This is a genomic window from Massilia sp. Masssp94, assembly GCF_059491305.1.
In genome coordinates this window covers 3,733,883-3,756,087 of the sequence record NZ_CP168501.1, presented here as the reverse complement: position 1 = coordinate 3,756,087, position 22,205 = coordinate 3,733,883, and the positions used below count along the sequence as shown (strand labels likewise).

15 protein-coding genes are annotated in these 22,205 nt (G+C 63.2%); 2 read left to right on the top strand and 13 right to left on the bottom strand.

The genetic code is table 11. The features are described 5' to 3' along the window. Window positions 1-73: 73 nt before the first annotated feature. The 5 genes from ACEN9G_RS16690 to pgeF all read right to left on the bottom strand — a co-directional run bounded on the left by ACEN9G_RS16690 (window position 74) and on the right by pgeF (window position 6,499). Window positions 74-601: a YggT family protein gene (locus ACEN9G_RS16690; protein ID WP_229411988.1), complete on the bottom strand. Its 528-nt coding sequence runs from the start codon at window positions 599-601 to the stop codon at window positions 74-76. A 75-nt stretch (window positions 602-676) separates the two neighbouring features. Then, window positions 677-2,041, bottom strand: coding sequence for a transcriptional regulator (locus ACEN9G_RS16685; RefSeq protein WP_413343836.1), 1,365 nt, complete (start codon window positions 2,039-2,041; stop codon window positions 677-679). A 707-nt stretch (window positions 2,042-2,748) separates the two neighbouring features. Next, window positions 2,749-4,404, bottom strand: coding sequence for a glycosyltransferase family 4 protein (locus ACEN9G_RS16680; protein ID WP_483126770.1), 1,656 nt, complete (start codon window positions 4,402-4,404; stop codon window positions 2,749-2,751). After that, window positions 4,401-5,666 carry a glycosyltransferase family 4 protein gene (locus ACEN9G_RS16675; RefSeq protein WP_413345106.1) on the bottom strand — a complete coding sequence of 422 codons (1,266 nt, stop codon included), beginning with the start codon at window positions 5,664-5,666 and terminating at the stop codon, window positions 4,401-4,403. The genes ACEN9G_RS16680 and ACEN9G_RS16675 overlap by 4 nt, the downstream gene beginning before the upstream one ends. 152 nt (window positions 5,667-5,818) lie before the next feature. Then, window positions 5,819-6,499, bottom strand: a complete 681-nt coding sequence (gene pgeF, locus ACEN9G_RS16670) for a peptidoglycan editing factor PgeF (protein ID WP_483126769.1) — start codon at window positions 6,497-6,499, stop codon at window positions 5,819-5,821. Window positions 6,500-6,586: 87 nt separating this feature from the next. On the opposite strand from pgeF, the gene ACEN9G_RS16665 reads away from it, so the two are divergent. Next, on the top strand, window positions 6,587-7,300 hold the full coding sequence (locus ACEN9G_RS16665; RefSeq protein ID WP_413345525.1) for a DUF6445 family protein: 714 nt from the start codon (window positions 6,587-6,589) through the stop codon (window positions 7,298-7,300). Here the strand turns inward: ACEN9G_RS16665 and ACEN9G_RS16660 are convergent. Further along, the gene (locus ACEN9G_RS16660) at window positions 7,276-8,208 is read right to left on the bottom strand and encodes a LysR family transcriptional regulator (protein ID WP_413345527.1); all 933 of its coding nucleotides are present in this window, start codon (window positions 8,206-8,208) and stop codon (window positions 7,276-7,278) included. The two genes, ACEN9G_RS16665 and ACEN9G_RS16660, sit on opposite strands and share 25 nt — an antisense overlap. A 150-nt stretch (window positions 8,209-8,358) precedes the next feature. On the opposite strand from ACEN9G_RS16660, the gene ACEN9G_RS16655 reads away from it, so the two are divergent. Beyond that, window positions 8,359-9,273 (top strand): alpha/beta fold hydrolase, encoded by a 915-nt coding sequence (locus ACEN9G_RS16655; protein ID WP_483126768.1) that lies wholly within the window; start codon window positions 8,359-8,361, stop codon window positions 9,271-9,273. A 389-nt stretch (window positions 9,274-9,662) separates the two neighbouring features. Here the strand turns inward: ACEN9G_RS16655 and ACEN9G_RS16650 are convergent, their stop codons facing one another. The 7 genes from ACEN9G_RS16650 to ACEN9G_RS16620 form a co-directional block, all read right to left on the bottom strand. Further along, entirely contained in the window at window positions 9,663-9,929 is a 267-nt protein-coding gene (locus tag ACEN9G_RS16650; protein ID WP_413340236.1) for a PAAR domain-containing protein, read from the bottom strand. A gap of 3 nt (window positions 9,930-9,932) precedes the next feature. Next, window positions 9,933-11,339: a T6SS immunity protein Tli4 family protein gene (locus ACEN9G_RS16645; protein ID WP_413340238.1), complete on the bottom strand. Its 1,407-nt coding sequence runs from the start codon at window positions 11,337-11,339 to the stop codon at window positions 9,933-9,935. Then, window positions 11,336-13,060, bottom strand: coding sequence for an esterase/lipase family protein (locus ACEN9G_RS16640; protein ID WP_413340240.1), 1,725 nt, complete (start codon window positions 13,058-13,060; stop codon window positions 11,336-11,338). Before ACEN9G_RS16640 ends, ACEN9G_RS16645 begins: the two co-directional genes overlap by 4 nt. Before the next feature lie 14 nt (window positions 13,061-13,074). Beyond that, window positions 13,075-15,822 carry a type VI secretion system Vgr family protein gene (locus tag ACEN9G_RS16635; protein WP_413340242.1) on the bottom strand — a complete coding sequence of 916 codons (2,748 nt, stop codon included), beginning with the start codon at window positions 15,820-15,822 and terminating at the stop codon, window positions 13,075-13,077. Between the two features lie 398 nt (window positions 15,823-16,220). Beyond that, window positions 16,221-17,321 carry a ribonucleotide-diphosphate reductase subunit beta gene (locus ACEN9G_RS16630; protein ID WP_105376404.1) on the bottom strand — a complete coding sequence of 367 codons (1,101 nt, stop codon included), beginning with the start codon at window positions 17,319-17,321 and terminating at the stop codon, window positions 16,221-16,223. 81 nt (window positions 17,322-17,402) lie between these two features. Continuing rightward, window positions 17,403-20,315 (bottom strand): ribonucleoside-diphosphate reductase subunit alpha, encoded by a 2,913-nt coding sequence (locus tag ACEN9G_RS16625; protein ID WP_413340244.1) that lies wholly within the window; start codon window positions 20,313-20,315, stop codon window positions 17,403-17,405. A gap of 450 nt (window positions 20,316-20,765) precedes the next feature. Further along, the gene (locus ACEN9G_RS16620; RefSeq protein WP_483126767.1) at window positions 20,766-22,199 is read right to left on the bottom strand and encodes a sigma-54-dependent transcriptional regulator; all 1,434 of its coding nucleotides are present in this window, start codon (window positions 22,197-22,199) and stop codon (window positions 20,766-20,768) included. Window positions 22,200-22,205: the final 6 nt, after the last annotated feature.

The window sequence follows — 22,205 nt, the reverse complement described above, 5'->3', positions numbered from 1 at the left end:
GCGCCGTCCCTCGCGGGACCGGCGCGCTTGTTCTTTTCCGCGGCGACGATCGTGGGCTCCCCGAGCCCACGCGTCAGATGTAAAACACCTGGCGCAGCAGATATTGCGCGATCTGGATCAGGATGAATGCCACGAGCACCGACAGATCGAGGCCGCCGACCGGCGGGATCACGCGGCGCAGCGGGCGCAGCAGCGGGTCGTTGAGCGCGTGGACGAACGGCGCCAGCGGCGCATGCGGATTGACCCAGCTGAAGATCACCTCGATGATCAACAGGCCCATGAAGCCGTACAGGATCCAGTCGAGCAGGCGGACCACGGCAATCAGCACGACGGCCTGGCCGCTCGTCCCTGCCAACAGCAGGATCGACGATGCCGCCAGCACGACGAGGAACGCGCCCAGCAGGCTGGCCCAGTCGTAACCACCCATGCCCGGCACGATGCGGCGCAGCGGGCGCACGAGCCAGTCGGACAACGTGAACGTAAATTGCGCGACGGACGCCGGCGGACGCACGCGGGTCACCTGCATCCAGAAACGCAGCAGCAAGACGCCACCCAGCACACCGGCCGCGGTATCGACGATCAATTTAAGAATGGGCAGCACAAGGACTCCTTGAAAAAAAAACCGCTGTGTGAAAGCTCACACAGCGGTATTTTGCCTGAACCAGGCAGGAATGGCTTACGGACGGCTGCTGGTCGGGAACGGCCATGCTGCCGGTGCGATCACCGACTTGGCGGCCGGTGCCGGGGCTGCAGCGGCGCCGCTGTCCTTGCCGTCGGTCTTGGCTTCGGCTTTCGTCTCGGCCTTGGTGTCGGCCTTGGTTTCAGCTTTCGACTCGGCCTTGGCTTCCGGCTTGGCTTCAGCCTTGGCTGCGGTCTTGCTGGCGGCCTTCTTGGCGGCCGGCTTCTTCGCGGCAGCAGCAGCTTCCGGCTTCGCTTCAGCCTTGGCGGCCGGCTTGGCGGCGGCCTTCTTCACTGCCGGCTTGGCTTCGCTTTTGGCGGCGGGAGCGGCGGCCTTGGTGGCTGCGGTCTTGGTCGCTGCGGTCTTGGTCGCTGCGGTCTTGGTCGCTGCAGTCTTCTTTGCAGCCGGCTTGGCGGCGGTCGTCGACTTGGCGGCGGCCTTGGTTGCAGCCGGCTTGGCGGCAGCGGTCGACTTGGCAGCGGTCGACTTGGCAGCGGTCGACTTGGCAGCGGTCTTCTTCGCAGCCGGTTTAGCGGCGGCGGTCGACTTGGCGGCAGTCTTGCCTGCTGCTTTCTTGGCAGCCGGTTTGGCGGCAGCGGTCGACTTGGCGGCAGTCGACTTGGCAGCGGTCTTCTTCGCAGCCGGTTTAGCGGCAGCGGTCGACTTGGCGGCGGTCTTGCCTGCTGCTTTCTTGGCAGCCGGTTTGGCGGCAGCGGTCGACTTGGCAGCGGTCTTGCCTGCTGCTTTCTTGGCAGCCGGTTTGGCAGCAGCAGCCGACTTGGCAGCAGTCTTCCTGGCAGCCGGTTTAGCGGCGGCGGTCGACTTGGCGGCGGTCTTCTTTGCAGCCGGTTTAGCGGCGGCGGTCGACTTGGCTGCAGTCTTCTTCGCAGCCGGTTTGGCGGCGGCTTTGGTCGCGGTCGGCTTGGCCGCGGCCTTCTTCGCTGCCGGCTTGGCGGCGGCTTTGGTCGCGGTCGACTTGGCTGCAGTCTTCTTCGCTGCCGGCTTGGCGGCGGAGGTCGACTTGGCGGCGGTCTTGGTTGCAGCCGACTTGGTAGCGGTCGACTTGGTTGCTGCGGTCTTGGTTGCAGCGGCTTTCTTTGCTGCCGGTTTAGCGGCGGCGGTCTTGGTTGCTGCGGCTTTCTTTGCTGCCGGTTTGGCGGCGGCGGTCGACTTGGCGGCGGTTTTGGTTGCTGCCGATTTAGCCGGAGCTTTGGTTGCTGCGGCTTTCTTTGCAGCCGGCTTCGCAGCGGCTTTAGCGGCTACGGTTTTGGTTGCGGGTTTATCTGCTGCTGCCTTTGCGGCCGGTTTGGTGGCGGCTTTTGCAGCCGGCTTTGCTGCTGGTTTTTTCGCGGCGGTTGCCATTTTCTGTTCTCCTTCTCTGCGATGAGAAATTACGCTACATGGTTTGAACCCGTCCAACCCGGTCTGCTTGGTCGGGCGAATTATTCATCGGCGCAAACGCTATGTTTGCGTCAATGAATCCGGCACCAGCCGAACTGCCGCGGCGATTCGATAAAACCCGTAAAACATCCGGGCATTCATCGCCGATTTACGCTATACTGTGTTTTCATACAGTAGTCGCTCAATCGCTCACTGCGGCACCTCGGCTAATCGTCGTCGCCGACGACCTAAACGACTAAAGTCCGATGGCTCACTGCGCTGTCCACATCGCAGCCCGCTGGCCGCGAAAAGAAAAAGCCGCCATACCCGACGTTTATCAGGCAATGCGGCTTGTTCTTTTCGCTAAGCTTACGTGCATACTGAATGAATCAGCGTCCCATTTATGATCGGTTTGTTTCCCGTTGAACGCCTCGAAAATCGGCGTCTTCACGTTTTGACAAATTCAATCACGTAAAGTACACGAAAACCTTGTCAGTGCGCAACCCGCACACAGTATTTTTCATGTCTTTTACAGGCGAACCAGCGATAACCTCAACCGAAACGATCGCTGCGATAACGTTTGATTCCTTCCTCGTCTTGCTCGGTCTCCAAAAACAAGCGCACAAAACAACGTGCATTACGTTACTACGATTTCGCATAAAGCCTTTATATAAAGGCGATATTCGAAATCAGTCCTCCGCTGCAGTGATACGCAGCAAGTCCATCTTGCACAGCCACGCGAGTCCGCGCAGCAAAGTCGGCCGGTCGCACGGTCCGAGCGCGTCGAGCAGCTCGTCGACCTGCATGGGCCGCGATTCGATCGATCCGAAGATCTGTCCAAACTCTTCCAGCGTCGGCAGCGACGCGTGCGCGAAGCGGTTGATCGCGAGCTCGCGATACTGGCGCAGCAGCGCGAGCGATGCGTCCGGCGCGAGTTCCACCATCGATGCCGGCGTGATCCGCATCGTCGGGTACGTTGCGAACAACTCGAACGGATCGAGCCGGTCCGGCACGACTGCCGGCAGCGCGGGACCAAGTGCCGCATCGGCGCGGCGCCGTTCGTCGAGCTCGCGCCACAACGCGCGGTAGCCCCCGAACACGACGGCCCAATCGAAGTCCGCGCGCACGCGCCGGCGTGCGTTCTCGCCCAGTTCGCGCCGCAGCGCGGCATCGCCGGCGAGGCGCGCGCAGGCCTGCGCGAGGGCCGGTCCATCCACCGCGACCGCCTGGCTCGTGTGGCCACAGTACGTGTCGTAGCTGTCCACGCCATCGTCGTAACGCTGCGCGAGATCGAGGCCCGCGCCCGCATCCGGCATCACGGTCGGGATGCGGTAGCCGTCCACGCCGTCGCGCACGGTGTCGCGGTAGCCGTTCCAGTCGCTGACGATGCACGGCAGGCCCGCCGCCATCGCTTCCAGCGGCGCGAGGCCGAAGGTCTCCTGGACGTTGTCCGCGAGCGAGATGAAGACGTCGGCGGCGGCCAGGGCGTCGAGCTGGTTCGCGGCCACGCGGCCGTCCAGCACCGACAGCGTCACGGACGGGCACAGTTGCGCGGCCGCCTCGTGGAAGGCCTTGTCGGTGGCCTCGTTGGCGAACCACCCGCACAGCACGAGGTGCACGCGCTTGCCGTCCTGCGCGGCCGCCTCGAGCGCCGCGAACATCGGTTGCGGATGCGCCTTCGCGTGGAACGACAAATGGCCGAGGAACAGGAACGCGACGCCGCCGTCCTCGATCCCCAGGCGCCGGCGCACGGTGGCGCGGCGGGATACGTCGACGTCGAAATCGGCCGCGTTCACGCCGAGCGGGATCAGGGGCAGCTGCGGCAGTTCGAAGCGCTGGGCACCGAGGCGCGCACTCAAATACTCGGCCTGGCGCTCCAGCACGCGGCGCACGCTGTCGCGCACGACGCGCGACGTGCAGATCACGGCATCCCAGCTGCGCACGGGCACCACCAGCAGGTTGGCGAGGCTCGTCATCACGGCGTGGCTGGCCGTCGTGTGCGTGATGCCGCACAGGCTGTAGCGGCGTTCGCCGAGTCCGAGGCGCCGCCACGCGAGACGTTCGATGCCGGGCGCGGGGTGGTACAGCGTGCCGTAGCGCTCCAGGTCCTGCGGGCGGCCCTGCGCGATCCAGTCGACCTGGCCCTTGTAGCCGGACTCGCGCAGCAGGCGCTCGCCTTCGGCCGCGTGGGCCTGGCCGCCGGCGAAGCAGCCGACCGACTCGAGGCCGGGCGCCGTCGCGATCGCACGCAGCAGTCCGGCGCCGGCGGCCTGGCGGCCCATCAGGTGCGGGCCTGCCGTCGAGTAGCCGTCGGGGGCGTAGTGGAAGGCGAAGCGGTCCGTCATGCGGCCTCCTCTTCCACCGGCCCGGGCAGCGGCTTGAGCAGGTCGAGGTAGACCGGCAGGCCCACCGTTTCGAAATCGTAGCGCGTGCGCACCGTCTCGCGTCCGGCCAGGCCGGCAGGTGCGATCTCGTCGCGGCGCGCGATGAGGTCGAGCGCGCGGTCGGTGAGCAGCGCCGTGTCGAAGAACGGCGTCAGGAACCCGTTCTCGCCGTCGCGGATCACTTCCCGCACCGGCGCCGTATCCGAGCCCAGCACCGGCACGCCGACGGCCATCGCCTCCAGCATCGACCAGGACAGCACGAACGGATACGTCAGGTACACATGGAGGCTCGAGACCTGCAGCGCGCTGCGGTACATGGCGTACGGCACCTTGCCGAGGAAGTGCACGCGCGACCAGTCGACGGTCTCGCCGCCGCCGTCCAGCTCGGCCTTGAGCGCGTCGCGGTAGCTCGCATGGCCCTGCGGCGGACGGCGGCCGTAGCTGACGCCGTCGCCGCCGATGACGACGACCTGCAGCTCCGGATTCCCGGCCAGCAGCCGTGGCAGGCTGCGCATGAAGACGTGGAAGCCGCGGTAGGGTTCGAGGTTGCGCGCGACGAACGTCAGCACCGGCTGCGCGCGCGTGAGCACGGCGCCGCCAGGCAGTTCCAGCCGCGCGTGCGGGTCGGGGCTCAGTTGCTGCGTGTCGATGCCCTCGTGGACTTCGCGGATCTTGCCGCGCAGTTCGGGCGGGTGCACACCGCGCTGCCAGGCCGTGGGCGCGACGCCGTCGTCGGCCGCGAGCAGCGACTGCATCAGCACGGAGTTCTTGATGCGGATGCGCAGGCGGTCGTCGAAGCTCACCGGATACTCGGGGTCGAAGCCGACGTCCAACCCGCTTGCCGCCCACCAGAACTCGCAGAACACGACGAGGCGCGCCTGCGGGAACACGTCCTTGACGAACAGGGCCTCGCCCCAGCCGGGGTGGCACACGACGACGTCGGGCACGAAGCCTTCCTGCTTCAGCGCCACGCACGTGCGCGCGACGGCCTGGCCGCGGCGCACGCAGCCTTCGAAGTGGCGCAGGTAGTGATGGGTCTTCTCGCCCGGACCATCCGGCCTGGCGTAGCCGATCGTCCGCACCTTCGGTCCCGCGCTCTCGCGCCGCACCGCGGTCTCTTCGCCGATCGCGACGACGTCGAAGTCGGGCCGCGTCTGCAGATACCGCATCAGCCGGCGGAACTGGCCCGGCAGATTCTGGTGAATGAAGAGGACTCGGGTCATGACGTTCGGTTCGCGTGACGACGACGACAAGTTGGAATTGAACGCATGATAGCCTCAGACTTCACGTCGTGGCGCGACGCACGTACAAAATCGTGAAGAATGCGTGCGTTGGACCACGCAAGATGGCATCAACGTGTCGTTGAAGGTACGGACTAACGGTGCGCGATCGCGATCGCGGACCAGTGCACATCGACCACGGGCGTGCGCGTTGCGCGTTCGCGGCGGTAGCTGTGGAAGGTCCAGCGTCCATCGGCGCGCGTGTGGCACATCGTGCACTCGTCCCGTGCCGCCACGGCCTGCACGCCCGCGCGTTCGAGCTGGCGGCGCACGATCGCGGGCAGGTCGAGCCGGCGCGGCCGCGGTGCGACGACGCCGGGCGCGAGGTCCCAGCGCTCGACGAAACGGTCGATCACGTCCTGGCCCACTTCGTAGCAGCACGCGCGCGCGGCCGGTCCCAGCGCCGCGATCCAGTCGCCGGGATCGCCGCCGCGCGCACGCACGAGGTCCGCGAACGCAGCGACGATGCCGCCCAGCGCGCCGCGCCATCCCGCGTGCAGCGCGGCCACTTCGCGCCCGTCGCGCCGCGCCAGCAGCACCGGCACGCAATCGGCGGTGGCGATGGCCAGCAACAGGCCGGGCCGATCGGTGAACATGCCGTCGGCCTCGCCGCAGTCCTCGTTCGCCGCCGTCGCGATCGCGATGCGCGTGCCGTGGCGCTCGTGCTGGATCGGACGGTGCGGCCAGTAGTCGGGCAGCAGCGCGGCCATGTCGTCATGGCGCGTGCCGAAGCCGTGCACGATGGCGGGATGGTCGAGGAGCGGGCTGGTGAACATGGCGGACTGCGGCGGGCAAGGTCGAAGTGGCGGCAGCATAGCATGGGGGGTGTACCATGTGCCCACTTTCACAACGACGTCACTGCCATGCTTCCCCTGCTCAATCCGCAGCCGCGCGTCAGCGTAGTGCCGATCTTCGACGGCCACCGCTGCGTCATCATCGACGACTTCATGCTGGAGCCGGAGGCGCTGGTCGACTACGCGGCGAACAACCACATGCATTTCCAGGACCTGGCGGGCAACTACTATCCGGGTCCCGAACTGCCGCTCGGCGGCGCGCTCGCGGCGCGCATCCAGGACAGCTTCCTGCAGCACGCGCGCGCACCGCTGGGCGCGCGCCGCATCCTCGACATGAAGAGCCGCCTGTCGCTCGTGACGCGCCGCCTGCAAGACCTGCTGCCGGGCCAGCGCCTGCCGCACCGCGACTTCACGGGCCTGCCGGCGGGCGTCGGCGTGGGTGCGATGGTGCTGTACCTGTTCAGGGACGAGCGCTTCGGCGGCACCAGCTTCTTCAAGCCGAAGGTGCCGGAGCACGAGATCACGGCCCTGGAAAACGATCTGAGACGCCACGAACAGGCCGGTGCGGCGATGCCGGACGTGCCGCCGACCTTCGCGGTCGCGTCGAGCCGCTGGTTCGAGAAGGTGCTGACGGTCGAACCGCGCTACAACCGGGCGATCTTCTACAACGGTGGCATCTTCCACTCAGGACACATCCACATGCCCGAACTGATGGTCGATGACCCGCGCACGGGGCGCCTGACGGCAAATGCGTTCTTTCAGCTGCGCATGGCAGCCGGCTGAGCGTTCCCGCACTCGGTTTCCCAGTACGGCGGATCGCCGAACGCTTCCCTCAGCCACGCGCCGAGCGCACGCAACTTCGCGGACGGATGCTGGCCGTCCGCGTGCGCCATATAAATGTATTCCTGTTCGGCCTCGACGCCGACGTCGATGACGCACAGCGTCCCCGCCCTGAGTGCGCCGCTGACGATGAAGATCGGCAGCAATGCGATGCCCAGCCCGGCGAGCGCCGCGTCGCGCATCATGTCGCCGTTGTTCAGCACCATGCCGGGCCGTCCGCGCACGATGCGGGCGTCGCCCCGCTGTGCGAAGCGCCAGTCGGCCCCGCCGCGGTGCATGTAGAAGATACCGCGGTGGTCTTCGAGTTCTTCCGGCGAGCGGGGCGCACCGTGCCGCTCCAGGTAGGCGGGCGCGGCGACGAGCACGCGCCGGCTGGTCGCGAGCCGCCACGCGACGAGGTAGTTGTCCGCGATCGGACCATGGCGGACGACGGCATCGAATCCGTCCGACGTCGCGTCGACCCGGCGGTCGTCCAGCTCCAGCGTGAGCTGGATGTCGGGATGCTGCGCGAGAAAGGGATAGAGCGCGGGACCCAAGTGCATGCGGCCGAATGTCACGGGCGCGGAGATGCGCAGCGGGCCGCTCAGTTGCCCGCGCCGCTCGGCCAGGTCGGCCGCCGCTTCCTGCACGTCGCGCACGATGCGCGCGGCGCGCGCGAGGAAGGCGGCGCCATCCTCGGTCAGCGAGAGCTTGCGCGTGGACCGCTGCAGCAGGCTGGCGCCGAGCGACCGTTCCAGTTCGACGAGGCGCTCGCTGACGACGGAGCGCGACACGCGCAGCCGGCGCGCCGCTTCGCTCAGGGAACCGCTTTCGGCCACGGTGACGAACGTGGCGATACCTTCCAGTTTCATGTCCGCTTACCCCGTTTGTTCGGCGTTTCCGAATTGCTGTTGCGGTATTTGACGACTAGTCCGGCTGCTCATGCTAAACCATACTGGCCGTCACCCCAAGGGCAATCAGCGACGGCCACGTGGCCTCCCCCGCCGGGCAGGAGACCCTCCATGTTCAACCGTATTGCAGCTGCTCTTGCGCTTGCCGTGGCGCTGAGCCATCCCGCCACCGCCGCCGTCCGGCCCTTCCCGCCGGCGTTCAAGGCGCAGACGATCCAGGCCGGCGACGCAGCCCTGCACGTGGTCACCGGCGGCCACGGCCCCGCCGTCGTGCTGCTGCATGGCTTCGGCGACACGGGCGCGATGTGGTCGCCGCTGGCCGCCCGCCTGGCGGCCCGCCACACCGTCGTCGTGCCGGACCTGCGCGGCATGGGCCTGTCGTCGCACCCGGCCGGCGGCTACGACAAATGGACGCAGGCCGGCGACGTCCGCGCCGTCCTCGACAAGCTCGGCATCGACCACGCCGTCGTCGTCGGCCACGACATCGGCACGATGGTGGCCTTCGCCTACGCCTCCCGCTATCCCGACAGGACGGACCGCCTCGTCGTCATGGACGCGCCCGTGCCCGGGATTCCGCCGTGGGAGCAGATCCTGCGCAACCCGCTGCTGTGGCATTTCTCGTTCGGCGGCCCGGACGCCGAGCGCCTCGTCGCCGGCCGCGAGCGCATCTACCTGGACCGCTTCTGGAACGAATTCGCCGGCGACCCGAAGAAGGTCGACGAAGCGACCCGCACTTATTATGCGAAGCTGTACGCCCGCCCCGGCGCGATGCACTCGGCCTTCGCGCAATTCCTCAGCTTCCCCAAGGATGCCGAGGTCAACCAGAAAGTCGTCGCCAATAAACTGCCGATGCCGGTGCTGGCGATCGGCGGCGCCAGGTCGTTCGGCGCCAACGAGGCGGTCGTGATGCGCAATGCGGCGACCAACGTCACCGAAGTGGTCATTCCGGATGCGGGGCACTGGCTGATGGAAGAGGCGCCGGAAGCGACGATGGCGGCGATCCAGAAGTTTGTGGACGGAAAATAAGAAATCCCGCCAGGTGGCGGGCGTGTCAGCGTGCGCCGCCCGGGTCTCCCCTACGAACGCGTGGGCGCGCATCACGTTGCTGCCTAGCGCCAGGCGTAGACGGGAGAGTGCCTCTCACATGCGATTCATGGTGCTCTCCCGCTTGCTACCGCCGACATCGCCTTCTAACAGGAATCGGTCATGGCTTTGACCGGCTCGATCTGGATGAAGTCATGCTTATGCTTGCCTCCACTGACATCGATCAGGAAGCGTCCCATGCAGAATGTGGAGGGGGTAGCGGCACCGTGTGTGCCATGGTCGATGGACTGGAACTGCCGGATACGGCCGTGCAGGCGCCAAGCGCTGCGCACGTGGCCATCACGAGCGCAGCCAACAGGAACGAGACCGATCTATTGACCGCTGAAGTTCCCGATCGTCGCAATCAGGGCGGCACCGCAAGTCGTCTTGTGCCCTTCGTAAGCGACCGCGACACCGTCGATGACGTGGTGCGGGTCGCCCTCGGCAATGATGCAAACGGTATGTCCCGCGATCGGGCAACTGCACATGTCGCCCACGCGGGCCACCGCGATGCCGTCAACCGTGAAATGTTGCGCACTCACGCTCACGACCTTGCCACCGTGCGACGTGGGATCGCCAAGGCGAATCACATTGGGCATCGGTTACCCCTTATCTTGGTGCGACGATCCGTCACCCAGGCCATGAGCGTCGGAACTTGCGTTGCCTGGTGCGGCCTGCGCGATCGACTGCGGCTTTGGCGCCTCGGCGTCGTAATCGACCAGTTTCCACACGGTCGCCGTACGATACGAAGGACGCGCTCCCTTGAGCTTTTGCCACAACGACGATTCGCCCAGCATGGTCACCTGCGGCATCGTTTCCCCTGCCGTGAAGTACTGACGCGCCCCGCCTTCGATCTCGCCGGCTTCGCTGGCTTGCCACCAGCCCGTCTGGGGGCACGCGCGGCCGGTCGCAGCAAGTTCTCCGAGCGGAAGGCGTGGTTGCGGTTCAGGGGAGATGTCGCCGGTCTTCACGGTGTCGCCTGTAGGACGCAAGCGGAAACTGTTGAGGACGTCGTCCCAGAGCTTCATGGCCTGTTCGTCAGTCAGGCTTGTTTTTTGGGGATTACCTTTGCGATCCGCATGACCGGTCGATAACTCGATCTTGATGGCAGGTGTCTCCAGCGTGCCCTCGCCCTGAGTTTCCCAGACAAACGCGTGTCCACGCATACCTCCACTGTTTGGCGCCGACGCGAGATGTTCCTGTCCCTTGTACGGTCCAACCTGCCGGTTGCCTTTACGTAGAACATGTATTGATGTGGCAAGATTACCAAGCACCTGCGTCATTCCCCCCATGCGTTCAAGCAAAGGCTTGTCATGCTTATATTTGGCAAGAGGGTAAAACCATACGGATAGGATCGTATCCGGATGGTCGGCAACGCGAAAGTCCACGCCAGCTTCTTCATTTTCCCATTCCGAATTTGCGATTAAACCGCCGTCAAAGCAGTATCCAGGCTCACTGGGCATTTCTGTTTCAGAACGAGAGCGCAGACGAGAAAGCACTTTGCCCATGTTTTCCATTCCAACTTTCTGCTTATCGTCGTCGACGCTATCCTTCAAAAGAAATCGATGACCGCCAATCCACCGGTATCCAAAAACGACAACTTGGGCAGTGCTAGCATCAGACTTCCATGAAGAATATATTCGCGTGGTCTTCTCGGGCTGCACAAACTCAAGTAACATGCTTTTTTTTGTCCGACCATTGATGGACGATTTCAAAATTGATTCATGCGCAGTTGTTTCCTTCTCGAATTCTTCAAGTGACATGGTCTTTACCGGCTCAATGGCAAGGAAGTCGTACTTGTAATTTCCTCCAGTGAGTTTAGAGCCAGCAGGAATATCGATCAGAAACCGACCGACGCAAAAAGTGGATGTAGGTGATGAGGGTACCGTGCTCACGTTATTATTTGCCATGACGAATAGATGAGGGCGATTTGGAGCGGCAACGCAAGCATTAGGGCTTACAGAGAACGCTGCCGCGAAAGCAAGAAGAAATAGACCGTACGTTTTCATGTCTTAGGTAATTTTTGCTTTAGCCAGCTAGAACTGGAGACAATTTTTACAATGGAATATAAGGTAACTGACTGGGCAAGCTTCGCTCCATATGAGCCCTGGTGATCATAGCTTTCATGCCCCTTTCTTTTGCCTTCATGTCGGAAAATCTGAACTACATACGGGGTCGGTGCAGACCCAGATTCCGCCGGGACGGTACCGTCCCCTGGCCCTTGCGCCTTCTGAATTTCAAACCCGTGCTGATTTTTTTCATCAAACGATAATTTGATGGAGCCATTTAAATCATCAGCCATCAATAGCGCACGCTTGAGATCACCAGCAGAAGCTTTAGTAGCTTTCCAGTGCACTTCGTTCCACGCCAACTGTTTAGCATCGGCACCGTAGTATGCATAAGTGTTAGGATGGTATTTGTCCGAAATAAAATCCTGAAGCTTTCGTGCATCATCCATATTAACCAAAAACTTCTTGAAATCAGATTCCCGAGAATTTTCCCCGACGATCTTCCTTCCTTCCCGCTTAGCTTCTTCTTTTTCCCGCCTCCCTACCGGGTCGATCAGATCTTCCTTTACTAACCTCCACCAGCTTTCAGTATTATTTAAATAAATCTCTCCATAAGGATCTTCATCGCCAAGCAAAGTATCGACTTCTTCCGACAGCCCTTGCATATTTACCATTGCATAGCTTGCACGAAGCCAATGTCTTGGCCCTTTATCAGTTTGCGTTTTATACTGTGCAGTAGGTAGCAACTCCAATGGCCCTGGTGCATTGGCCATAACTGCTGTACACTCGGCCCCATTTCTTCCTAGCAAGACTTGCTCTACCCCCTCAAAACCGGCCCGAATACGTTTATATGTCGCGGGCGCACCGATCGCTGGCATGACGCCATGCACAATACCTAGGATACGATCTGCCACACCGGGAATTTGGGCACATGCTCGTCCAACGAGGCCACCCATGCTATGCGTAACGATTATAACTTTGTCGCAGATTTTTCCCTTACTGCGATAATGACCAGTAATGCGTTCAATTTCCTGCGCTAAGTGTTCGCCGGATTCTTTATTACTTCGAAGCCAGTTATAGCCGACGGCATGTACCGGATAAAGAACGTCGGCGGCATCACGCAGATGCTCTTCCTGCAACGGCGTGAACGGTTTCTGCGCACCGAGCTTCGCTGGATCCTGCTGGTCCATCACCAGTGTTTTCCATGTCGCGGTAAGCTGTTTGCCTTGGGTGTCCGGATCAAAAATAAGTGCGAGGCACTTCTCGAGCAACGAAAGAATCCCCCCATAGCTCTTACCGTACAACTGTCCCCAGCCTCGCCATTTGGCGCGTTCGGCGTCAGTCGTACCAGGGGCAATAGCCAACAGTGCCTTGCTGGACTCATCCGGGTGCGCTGGTCCGTCATCGTCCACTTCGGTATTGTTTGGATCAAGCAGTTTTTGCCGGTCAGCGGCTGACTTATTGAGATGCTTGAGCACGGTGACGAGGCCTTCCCAAGTACTCTCCGGGGGAAACCACGCTGATGCATCTCTGTTCTTCACTTTGAGACGTGTCCCCATAATGCCCGGCATGAACAAAATAGGCACGACAAGATCCGGCGTCGTCAGGCACAACGCACGAACCTTCAGATTGGTACCCGTAAGGACAGACTGCGCGGTATCGTTGCCGTGTTCGTCCCAGCCGGTGCCGACCAGGCGGGTAGCGGTATCGGTATCACTCATGGGTTACTCTTCCATTACTCTTTCAAAAGGGTCAGGCGCGCGATCTTCAGCGCCATGTCCTGTGCCAGTTCGGTATGTCCGTTCTGATCGGTGACGCCTTCGATGGTGCGGCCGTCGTCCAGCTCGATCCGGTAGCGTTGATTGGCGTGCGGGCGTCCGCTGCCGCGGCGGGCGAGCACGAATCGTTCGTCCGTTTTCAACGTACTGACGGGAAGTTCCACGCCCGGCGGCGCGCCGCCTCCGGGCCCCACGTGCGCAAACGTCGACGACTTGATCGTGTGCGCCCCGCTGCTCTGCTGCGCGATGGCGCCGCCGCCGATGTCCACCTGCGCACCCTGCGCCACGAAGCGCACCTTCGGCGCCTGCAGCACGATCTCGTCGGCGGCCGTCAGCACGATGCGCTTGGCCGACGTGAGCTCGATGTCGTCGCCATGCGTCTGCAGTTCCAGCTTGCCGCTGGCGGCGATCAGCTTGATCCCCAGGCGATGTGCGAACAGGCTGATGCTTTCCGAGACGCGCGCCAGTAGCCGCTTGCCGATGGAGAACTGGGTATTGCCGACGCTGACCACGTCAACGTGCGTCTGCGCGCCGAGCGCGATATTGTTCTGGCTCGCCATCGCCATGCCGGCCGGTGCGGACAGTGCGACGACAGGCTGGCCGCCGCCGTCCGCGGTGCCGCTCGCGGTATTGCTGCCCGCTTCCCATTGTTTCAGGTGACCGAGCAATTGCTTCAGTTCGTGATCGTCCGTGTCGTCCGCGTGATGCGTCGACGACAGTTCGGACAGCTGGCGTTGCACGCCCTGCAGTACTTCCATCAAGCCGACCAGTTCGGCGCGATCGAGTTGCTTGCCGCCGGCTTGCGTACGGGCGTCGGCACTGATCAGGACACCCTTGGCACCGCGCACCGCGACGGCATGGTCGCTGCGCAGTTCCGCGCCTTCGCCGCGTGCCTCGCCTTTGCCCTCGCTGCGAGGATGCGTGAGCCAACCCAGATTGAGCTCGCTGTGACCGTGCTCCGAAGACAGCTGCGCGTTGATCTCGCCCGGCGTATCGTCCAGCCGCAGCTGGTTGTAGCGGGTCCCCTGCACTTCCTTGCTCTTGATCCCGGCAAGGTATTTATTGCCGGGCAGCGTGCCCATGTGGGTGAACGACGGCGGCGGCGCCGTGCCGCCATACACTTGCGCCACGATGATCGGCTTGTCGGGGTCGCCGCCCAGGAAATCGACGATGACTTCGTCGCCGACGCGAGGCAGCGTGATGGTACCCCACTGGTTACTGGCCCACGTGCTCGCCACGCGGACCCAGGCGGAGTCGCGGTCGCTGTCGCTGGCACCGGCGTCCTGCGCATGGCCGTGGTCTTCCGGCCGGGTGCCGGGAAAGCGCACCTTGACCCGGCCATGTTCGTCGCAATGCACCTCTTCGCCCGCCGGCCCGACGACGCGCGCGCTTTGCAGGCGCGGTCGCGGCAAATCGGTCCGGGGATCGAACGCGGGCACGATCGGAATGCCGCGGCGTACGCACGAAAAACGGTTCGTGTAACGCATGCCGCGCTCCATACTGGCTTGCTGCAGCGCGTCGGCAGAAGGTCCATCGTCCCAGCGGCTGAGGGCAAACAGCCGCCGGACCTGGTCATCGATGGTCTTGGGCAGATTGTTTTCCGCATCGACCTCGAGCCGGGTCACGACGAATTCGCGTTCGTTCTCGGGATGTGTATCGATCTCGGGATGCCCGGTCAAAGCGACCCATTCGCCGACGCAAAGCGCGCGTACGCTGCCTTCGCCATAAAAGCATTTGGATTCGTATTCGTGGCGCTTCATGCGCAATTCGCCGAGCTCGCGGTAATCGTCACCGTCCTCGCCCGCATGCGGCATGTCGATCAGATAGTCGTCCAGGCTGGCTGCGAACTGGTTACCCGTTTTGCCCTGGTTGATGCGCGACGACGTATTGCTCGTCATCGGACGGGATTGCAGGTAATCCCAACTCTGGCGTGAGACATTGCCCGGTTTGAGCGTGCGCACGGCATTCCAGGTAATGGCGGTGTCGCCTTTTTCCGTACCGGCGTCGCGGTGATAACGCACCGTCCCGGCGGCATTCTGCGGCAGCGTGAAGGCGTCGTCGAACAGCACGAGAGAATGGGCCGGCGTGTCCTGGTCTTGTGCCTGACTGGCCCGTCCCGGCCGCATGCACCAGGCGATGCCGCGCCGTTTCCACAAGCGGCGCAAGAAGTCGGCATCGGATTCGTTGTGCTGCATGGTGAATTCGCGGGCCGGATAAGTGCCGGTGACATGCGACCAATCGACGTCGAACGCTTTTGCCAGCACCGGATTTTTTTGGCGCCACTCGTCGAGAATGACCTCCGTGATATCCAGTTCGTTCCGGTTCCGGAAGACGCGGGTATTGGTCCGGTGCTCCATCAACGCCAGAGCGTCGCGCACCACCAATTCGTACGTCGCCAGGCCGCCATCGCTCTGGCCCGCCGCCGCTTGTGTCACGATGCCGCAAACGGCGCGCACATCGCCGCGATCCGTCACGAACTGGAGTTCGACGGGCAGTGTGATGAATTCCTTGAGGGGCAGGCCGGCATGCGTCGATACGCACAGGAGCCGGTATTCCAGGCCGCCACACATCGTTTCATAGCCGGTGACACGCTTGACCAGCAGGACATCATCGAGCACGTGCCGCTCTTGAGACAGTCGTAAACGGATGGGGCGATTCGCCTCGGAGAGGCCGGCGAATGCTTCAATGAGATCCTTGAGGTTCATGCAAAACTTCCTTGCCAGGCACGGTCGGATAAGTCGGTATATTGAGTGGAGAAACCGGCACAACCATATATGTTATTTCGAATCAATAGAGACTGTCCATGCGCACAATTCGATTCGGGCAAATATTCGACCTATTTTCTAAACCCCTGATTTCACTGCATAATTCTGAATTAATATCTATTACACAGAAGCATATTGATTTTCCTTTCCGACATTAAAATGACGCACCTCGAGATAATTCGTGAAATATAAAAAAGTTGGAATGCGTGAATAATCGCGGCGGCAATTCCGAATCATTGTGCCGAGTTCATGCAGATCGATTACGGAATGCAGCACACGACAGCCCAAATAAAAAAGCCCGCCGAGTGGCGGGCTTCGTTACGTGAGCGCTGCAGGAATCAGTCCCAGTTCAGCGCACCACCGGTCTGGTACTCGGTCACGCGCGTCTCGAAGAAGTTGCGCTCCTTCTTCAGGTCGATCATCTCGCTCATCCACGGGAACGGGTTTTCCTCGTTCGGGAACAGCGCATCCAGGCCGATCTGGACGGCGCGGCGGTTCGCGATGAAGCGCAGGTAGCCCTTGAACATGGCCGCGTTCAGGCCCAGCACGCCGCGCGGCATCGTGTCTTCGGCGTAGCGGTATTCCAGGTCGACGGCTTGCAGGAACAGCTGCTTGATCTCTTCGCGGAATTCCGGCGTCCACAGCTGCGGGTTTTCCATCTTGATCGTGTTGATCAGGTCGATGCCGAAGTTGCAGTGCATGGATTCGTCGCGCAGGATGTACTGGTACTGCTCGGCGGCACCCGTCATCTTGTTCTGGCGGCCCAGCGCGAGGATCTGCGTGAAGCCGACATAGAAGAACAGGCCTTCCATCAGGCAAGCAAACACGATGATCGAGCGCAGCAGCTTCTGGTCGTTTTCCAGCGTGCCGGTGTGGAACGTCGGATCGTTGATGACTTCGATGAACGGGATCAGGAACTGGTCCTTGTCGCGGATCGACGGGATCTCGTTGTAGGCGTTGAAGATTTCCTTCTCGTCCAGGCCCAGCGATTCCACGATGTACTGGTAGGCGTGCGTGTGGATCGCCTCTTCGAACGCCTGGCGCAGCAGGTACTGGCGGCATTCCGGCGCCGTGATGTGGCGATAGGTGCCCAGCACGATGTTGTTGGCCGCCAGCGAGTCGGCGGTCACGAAGAAGCCCAGGTTGCGCTTGACGATGCGGCGCTCGTCTTCGGTTAGGCCGTTCGGGTTCTTCCACAGTTCGATGTCGCGCTGCATGTTCACTTCCTGCGGCATCCAGTGGTTCGCGCAGCCGGCCAGGTATTTGTCCCACGCCCATTTATATTTGAACGGGACCAGCTGGTTGACGTCGGTCTTGGCGTTGATGATGCGCTTGTCGTCCGCATTCACGCGCTTGGCGACGTCGGCGGCGCTGACTTCAGGATTGACGGCGGCGGGGGCCGGTGCGGCGGCCGGTTCATCGTCCCAGGAGAGAGCCATGATGTTTTTCCTTCTTGAATTCTTTTAGCGGCATCGCCCGGGAGGCCGGGCGATGCGTGGTTACGTTAAGGGTCTATCTATTTACTGGCAAGCTTCGCACTCGTCGAAGCCCGCGTCGCCCGGCCGCAGGTAGCAGGCCGCGCCGTCCACGACGTCCGGTGCGCTTGCTGCCGGAGCGGCCGCCGGTGCTGCGGTCGGCGCCCCGCCGGACAGGCCGCCATCGACTGCCACGGCGTTCAGGGCGCCGGTACGGGTGGTCGACTTCTCCATGTGCGTCGCGGCGATCGTGCGCAGGTAGTAGGTCGTCTTCAGGCCGCGCAGCCAGGCCAGTTTATAGGTCTCGTCCAGCTTTTTACCGGAGGCGCCGGCCATGTAGATGTTCAGCGACTGGGCCTGGTCGATCCACTTCTGGCGGCGCGACGCGGCTTCCACCAGCCACTTCGGCTCGACTTCGAACGCCGTGGCGTAGATGTCGCGCAGGTCTTGCGGGACGCGGTCGATGCGCGACAGCGAGCCGTCGAAGTATTTCAGGTCGTTGATCATGACCTCGTCCCACAGGCCGCGCGCCTTCAGGTCGCGCACCAGGCAGGCATTGATCTCGGTGAATTCGCCCGACAGGTTCGACTTCACGTACAGGTTCTGGAACGTCGGCTCGATGCAGGCCGACACGCCGATGATGTTCGAGATGGTCGCGGTCGGGGCGATCGCCACGCAGTTCGAGTTGCGCATGCCGAACTGTTTGATGCGGTTGCGGACGATGCTCCAGTCCATCGATTCCGACGTGTCCTGCTCGAGGTAGCCGCCGCGCTCTTCGGCCAGCAGCCTGATCGAGTCCTGCGGCAGGATGCCGCGGTCCCACAGCGAACCTTCGTACGACTGGTAGCGGCCGCGTTCCTCGGCCAGCTCGGTCGACGCCAGGTAGGCGTAGTAGCAGACGGCTTCCATCGAGCGGTCGGCGAATTCAACGGCCTTGTCCGACGCGAACGGCACACGCATCATGTGCAGGCAGTCCTGGAAGCCCATGATGCCCAGGCCGACCGGACGGTGGCGCAGGTTCGAGTTCTTCGCCTTGTCGACGGCGTAGTAATTGATGTCGATGACGTTGTCGAGCATGCGCATCGCGGTGCGGATCGTCTTCTGCAGCTTGACCACGTCCAGGCCGTCACCCTTCATGTGGGCCGGCAGGTTCACGGAACCCAGGTTGCAGACGGCGATTTCGTCTTCGTTCGTGTTCAGCGTGATCTCGGTGCACAGGTTCGACGAGTGCACGACGCCCACGTGCTGCTGCGGCGAGCGGATGTTGCACGGATCCTTGAACGTGATCCACGGGTGGCCCGTTTCGAACAGCATCGACAGCATCTTGCGCCACAGGTCGAGCGCCTGGATCTTCTTGTACACGGTCAGCTCGCCGCGGGCCGCCTTCTCTTCGTACTTCAGGTAGGCTTCCTCGAACGCCTTGCCGACCTTGTCGTGCAGGTCCGGGGCTTCCGACGGCGACAGCAGGGTCCACTCGCCCTTTTCCATCACGCGCTTCATGAACAGGTCCGGAATCCAGTTCGCGGTGTTCATGTCGTGCGTGCGGCGGCGGTCGTCGCCCGTGTTCTTGCGCAGGTCGAGGAATTCCTCGATGTCCAGGTGCCACGTTTCCAGGTAGGCGCAGACGGCGCCCTTGCGCTTGCCGCCCTGGTTGACGGCGACGGCGGTGTCGTTCGCGACCTTCAGGAACGGCACGACGCCCTGCGACTTGCCGTTCGTGCCCTTGATGCGCGAGCCCAGCGCACGCACCGGCGTCCAGTCGTTGCCCAGGCCACCGGCGAATTTCGACAGCAGCGCGTTTTCCTTGATGGCGTCGTAGATGCCTTCCAGGTCGTCGGCGACGGTGGTCAGGTAGCACGACGACAGCTGCGAGCGGCGGGTGCCCGAGTTGAACAGGGTCGGGGTCGAGCTCATGAAGTCGAACGTCGACAGCAGGTTGTAGAACTCGATGGCGCGCGCTTCGCGGTTTTCTTCACGCAGGGCCAGGCCCATCGCGACGCGCATGTAGAACGCCTGCGGCATCTCGATGCGGGTTTCGCGGATGTGCAGGAAGTAGCGGTCGTACAGGGTCTGCAGGCCGATGTAGCCGAATTGCAGGTCGCGGTCGGCGACGATGGCCTTGGCCAGCTTCTGCAGGTCGAACTTGCCCAGTTCCTCGTCCAGCAGCTCGGCGGCGATGCCCTTGGCGATGTATTGCGGGAAGTAGGTGACGTATTCGGCGGCGGCGCCGGCCTGCGGCACGTCCTTGCCGAAGATCTCCTTGCGGATCGAGTGCAGCAGGATGCGCGCGGTGACCTGGCTGTAGGCCGGATCCTTTTCCATCAGCGCGCGCGCGGCCAGCACGGCCGACTTGTGCAGTTCCTCGACGGGCACGCCGTCGTACAGGTTCTTCATGGTCTCGGCCAGGATGGCGTCGGCGTCGACGTGCTTTTCCAGGCCGGCGCAGGCGGCGTTGATCAGGGCCGACACTTCGTTCATGTCCAGCAGGCGGCGCGCGCCGCCGTCGACCACGTGGATCTGCGGGGCGGTGATCTGCGTCGTGCCGGCGGCTTCCTTGGCGGCGCGGCGCTCTTCCATGCGCTTGGCGCGGTACAGCACGTATTCGCGCGCGACGTCATGCTCGCCCGAGCGCATCAGGGACAGTTCCACCTGGTCCTGCACATCCTCGATGTGGAAGGTACCGCCGTTCGGCTGGCGGCGCACGAGGGCCGCGACCACGTTGTTCGTCAGTTGCGCGACCAGCTCGCGGATGCGTGCCGACTCGCGGCCCTGCTCGCCATTGACGGCCAGGAACGCCTTGGTCATCGCGACGGCGATCTTGCTCGGCGCGAACGGCACCACGGCGCCGTTACGGCGGATGATGCGGTAGTCGCTGCCCGCGACCAGTTCGTCCGCGCTCTTGCCGGCCGTCGTAGCTGCCGCGACGGTATTGATGGAAATGTCCGAAGATGTTTGCATTGAGCCTCCCAGCATTGGCGTCACAGACTGCCATCGCCTTCACGAATTAGGTAGATATGGACCCCTCGGAGTGAATCCAGGGAACGCTGCCAACTCATCAAAATTGGCAACTCGATAACTTTCTGCCGATAAAAAATAGGAGCGGCAATATTGAGAAAAAAAGCTTCGCGCTCCTACTCAGCCTGTTCGGCATTAAGGCCGTTGACCACTAGATGTAGTAGACAACGGCCTTACAGACCTAATTGTAGTCGATGTCCGCGATTTTTATGAGCTCTGTCAGTAAGATTTTTTTCTTGACATCGATCAGTGCCGATACTTGAAGCCTCCACGGCGAAGTAAGCACTAACATTGAATTTGTAGCGCGAATTCGTGTGCTTATTAATCGTGCAAAATCGGCCCGTTTCGCGTTGCTGCGTTGGCGAAAAGACCACGTCGCTTCACAGTTCGACCTCAAGGTTCCGGCGCGTGGATATCCAGTTTCTGCATCTGGTAGCGCAGCTGCCGGACACTGATGCCGAGCAGGCTCGCGGCCTGCGTGCGGTTGAACTGGGTCTGGTTCAGCGCGCGCAGGATGATGTCGCGCTCGACCTGGCTCAGGTAGTCCGGCAGGTTGCTCGGCAGCGCGTCGTGCGCGAGCGGCGGCGGCGGCGCGGCCCGCTCCAGCTCCGATGTCGGCTCCGGTGCCGCGCTCGCCGGCATCTGCGGCGGCTGCGGCACGACGGCCGCATCGCCCAGCTTCGCCCCTTTCAGCAGCAGGTCGCCCACTTCGATCACGCCGTCGTCGGCAAACGCGAGCGCGCGCTCCAGCACGTTTTCCAGCTCGCGCACATTGCCCGGGAACGCGTAGCCGCGCAGCGCGTCCAGCACGCCGGGCCCCAGTCGCGCCCCGCCCGGCCCGGCCAGGCGCGCGAGGATGGCATCGACCAGCAGCGGCAAATCGTCCAGCCGTTCGCGCAGCGGCGGCAGCGTCAATTCGATCACGTTCAGGCGGTAGAACAGGTCCTGGCGGAAGCTGCCGTTTTCCACGCACTGCGCGAGATCCTTGTGCGTGGCGCTGATGATGCGCACGTCGACCGGTTCCTCGACCGTGGCGCCGATCTTGCGCACGCGCCGCTCCTGGATCGCGCGCAGCAGTTTGACCTGCATCGCGAGCGGCAGGTCCGCCACCTCGTCGAGCATCAGCGTGCCGCCGTTGGCGGCCTGGAAGAAGCCGTCGCGCTCGTCGTTCGCGCCCGTGAACGCGCCCTTGCGGTAGCCGAAGAACTCGGCCTCCATCAGCGCCTCGGGGATCGCGCCGCAGTTCACGGCGACGAACGGCTTGCCCGCGCGCGCGCTCTGCGTGTGGATCTCGCGCGCGGCCAGTTCCTTGCCGCTGCCGGATTCGCCGTTGATCGCGATCGGCGCCTGCGACCGCGCCAGCCGCGCGATCTGCGCGCGCAGCGCCTGCATCGCGGACGATTGCCCGATCAGGCGCGACGTGCCCTCGGCCTGGCTGGCGGCCGGTGCCGCCGCGGGGTCGGACAGTTTCAAGGCCGCGCGCACCATCGCGCGCAAATCGTCCAGCACGACGGGCTTCGACACGTAGTCGAACGCGCCGGCCTTCAGCGCCACGACGGCATTCTCGGCGCTGCCGTAGGCGGTAATGACGGCGATGGGCGTGCATTTATGATGGGCCGCGACCTCGCGCACGAGTTCCAGGCCCAGGCCGTCGGGCAGGCGCATGTCGGTCAGCACCAGCGCAAACGGCTTTTGTCCCAGCAGCGCACGCGCCTCGCGGACGGTCGCGGCGCTGTCGACGTCGAGCCCCATCTTGAGCAGGGTGATCTCGAGCAGCTCGCGCAGGTCGGGTTCGTCGTCGACCACCAGGATGCGGGGTGAGCTCATGCCTTC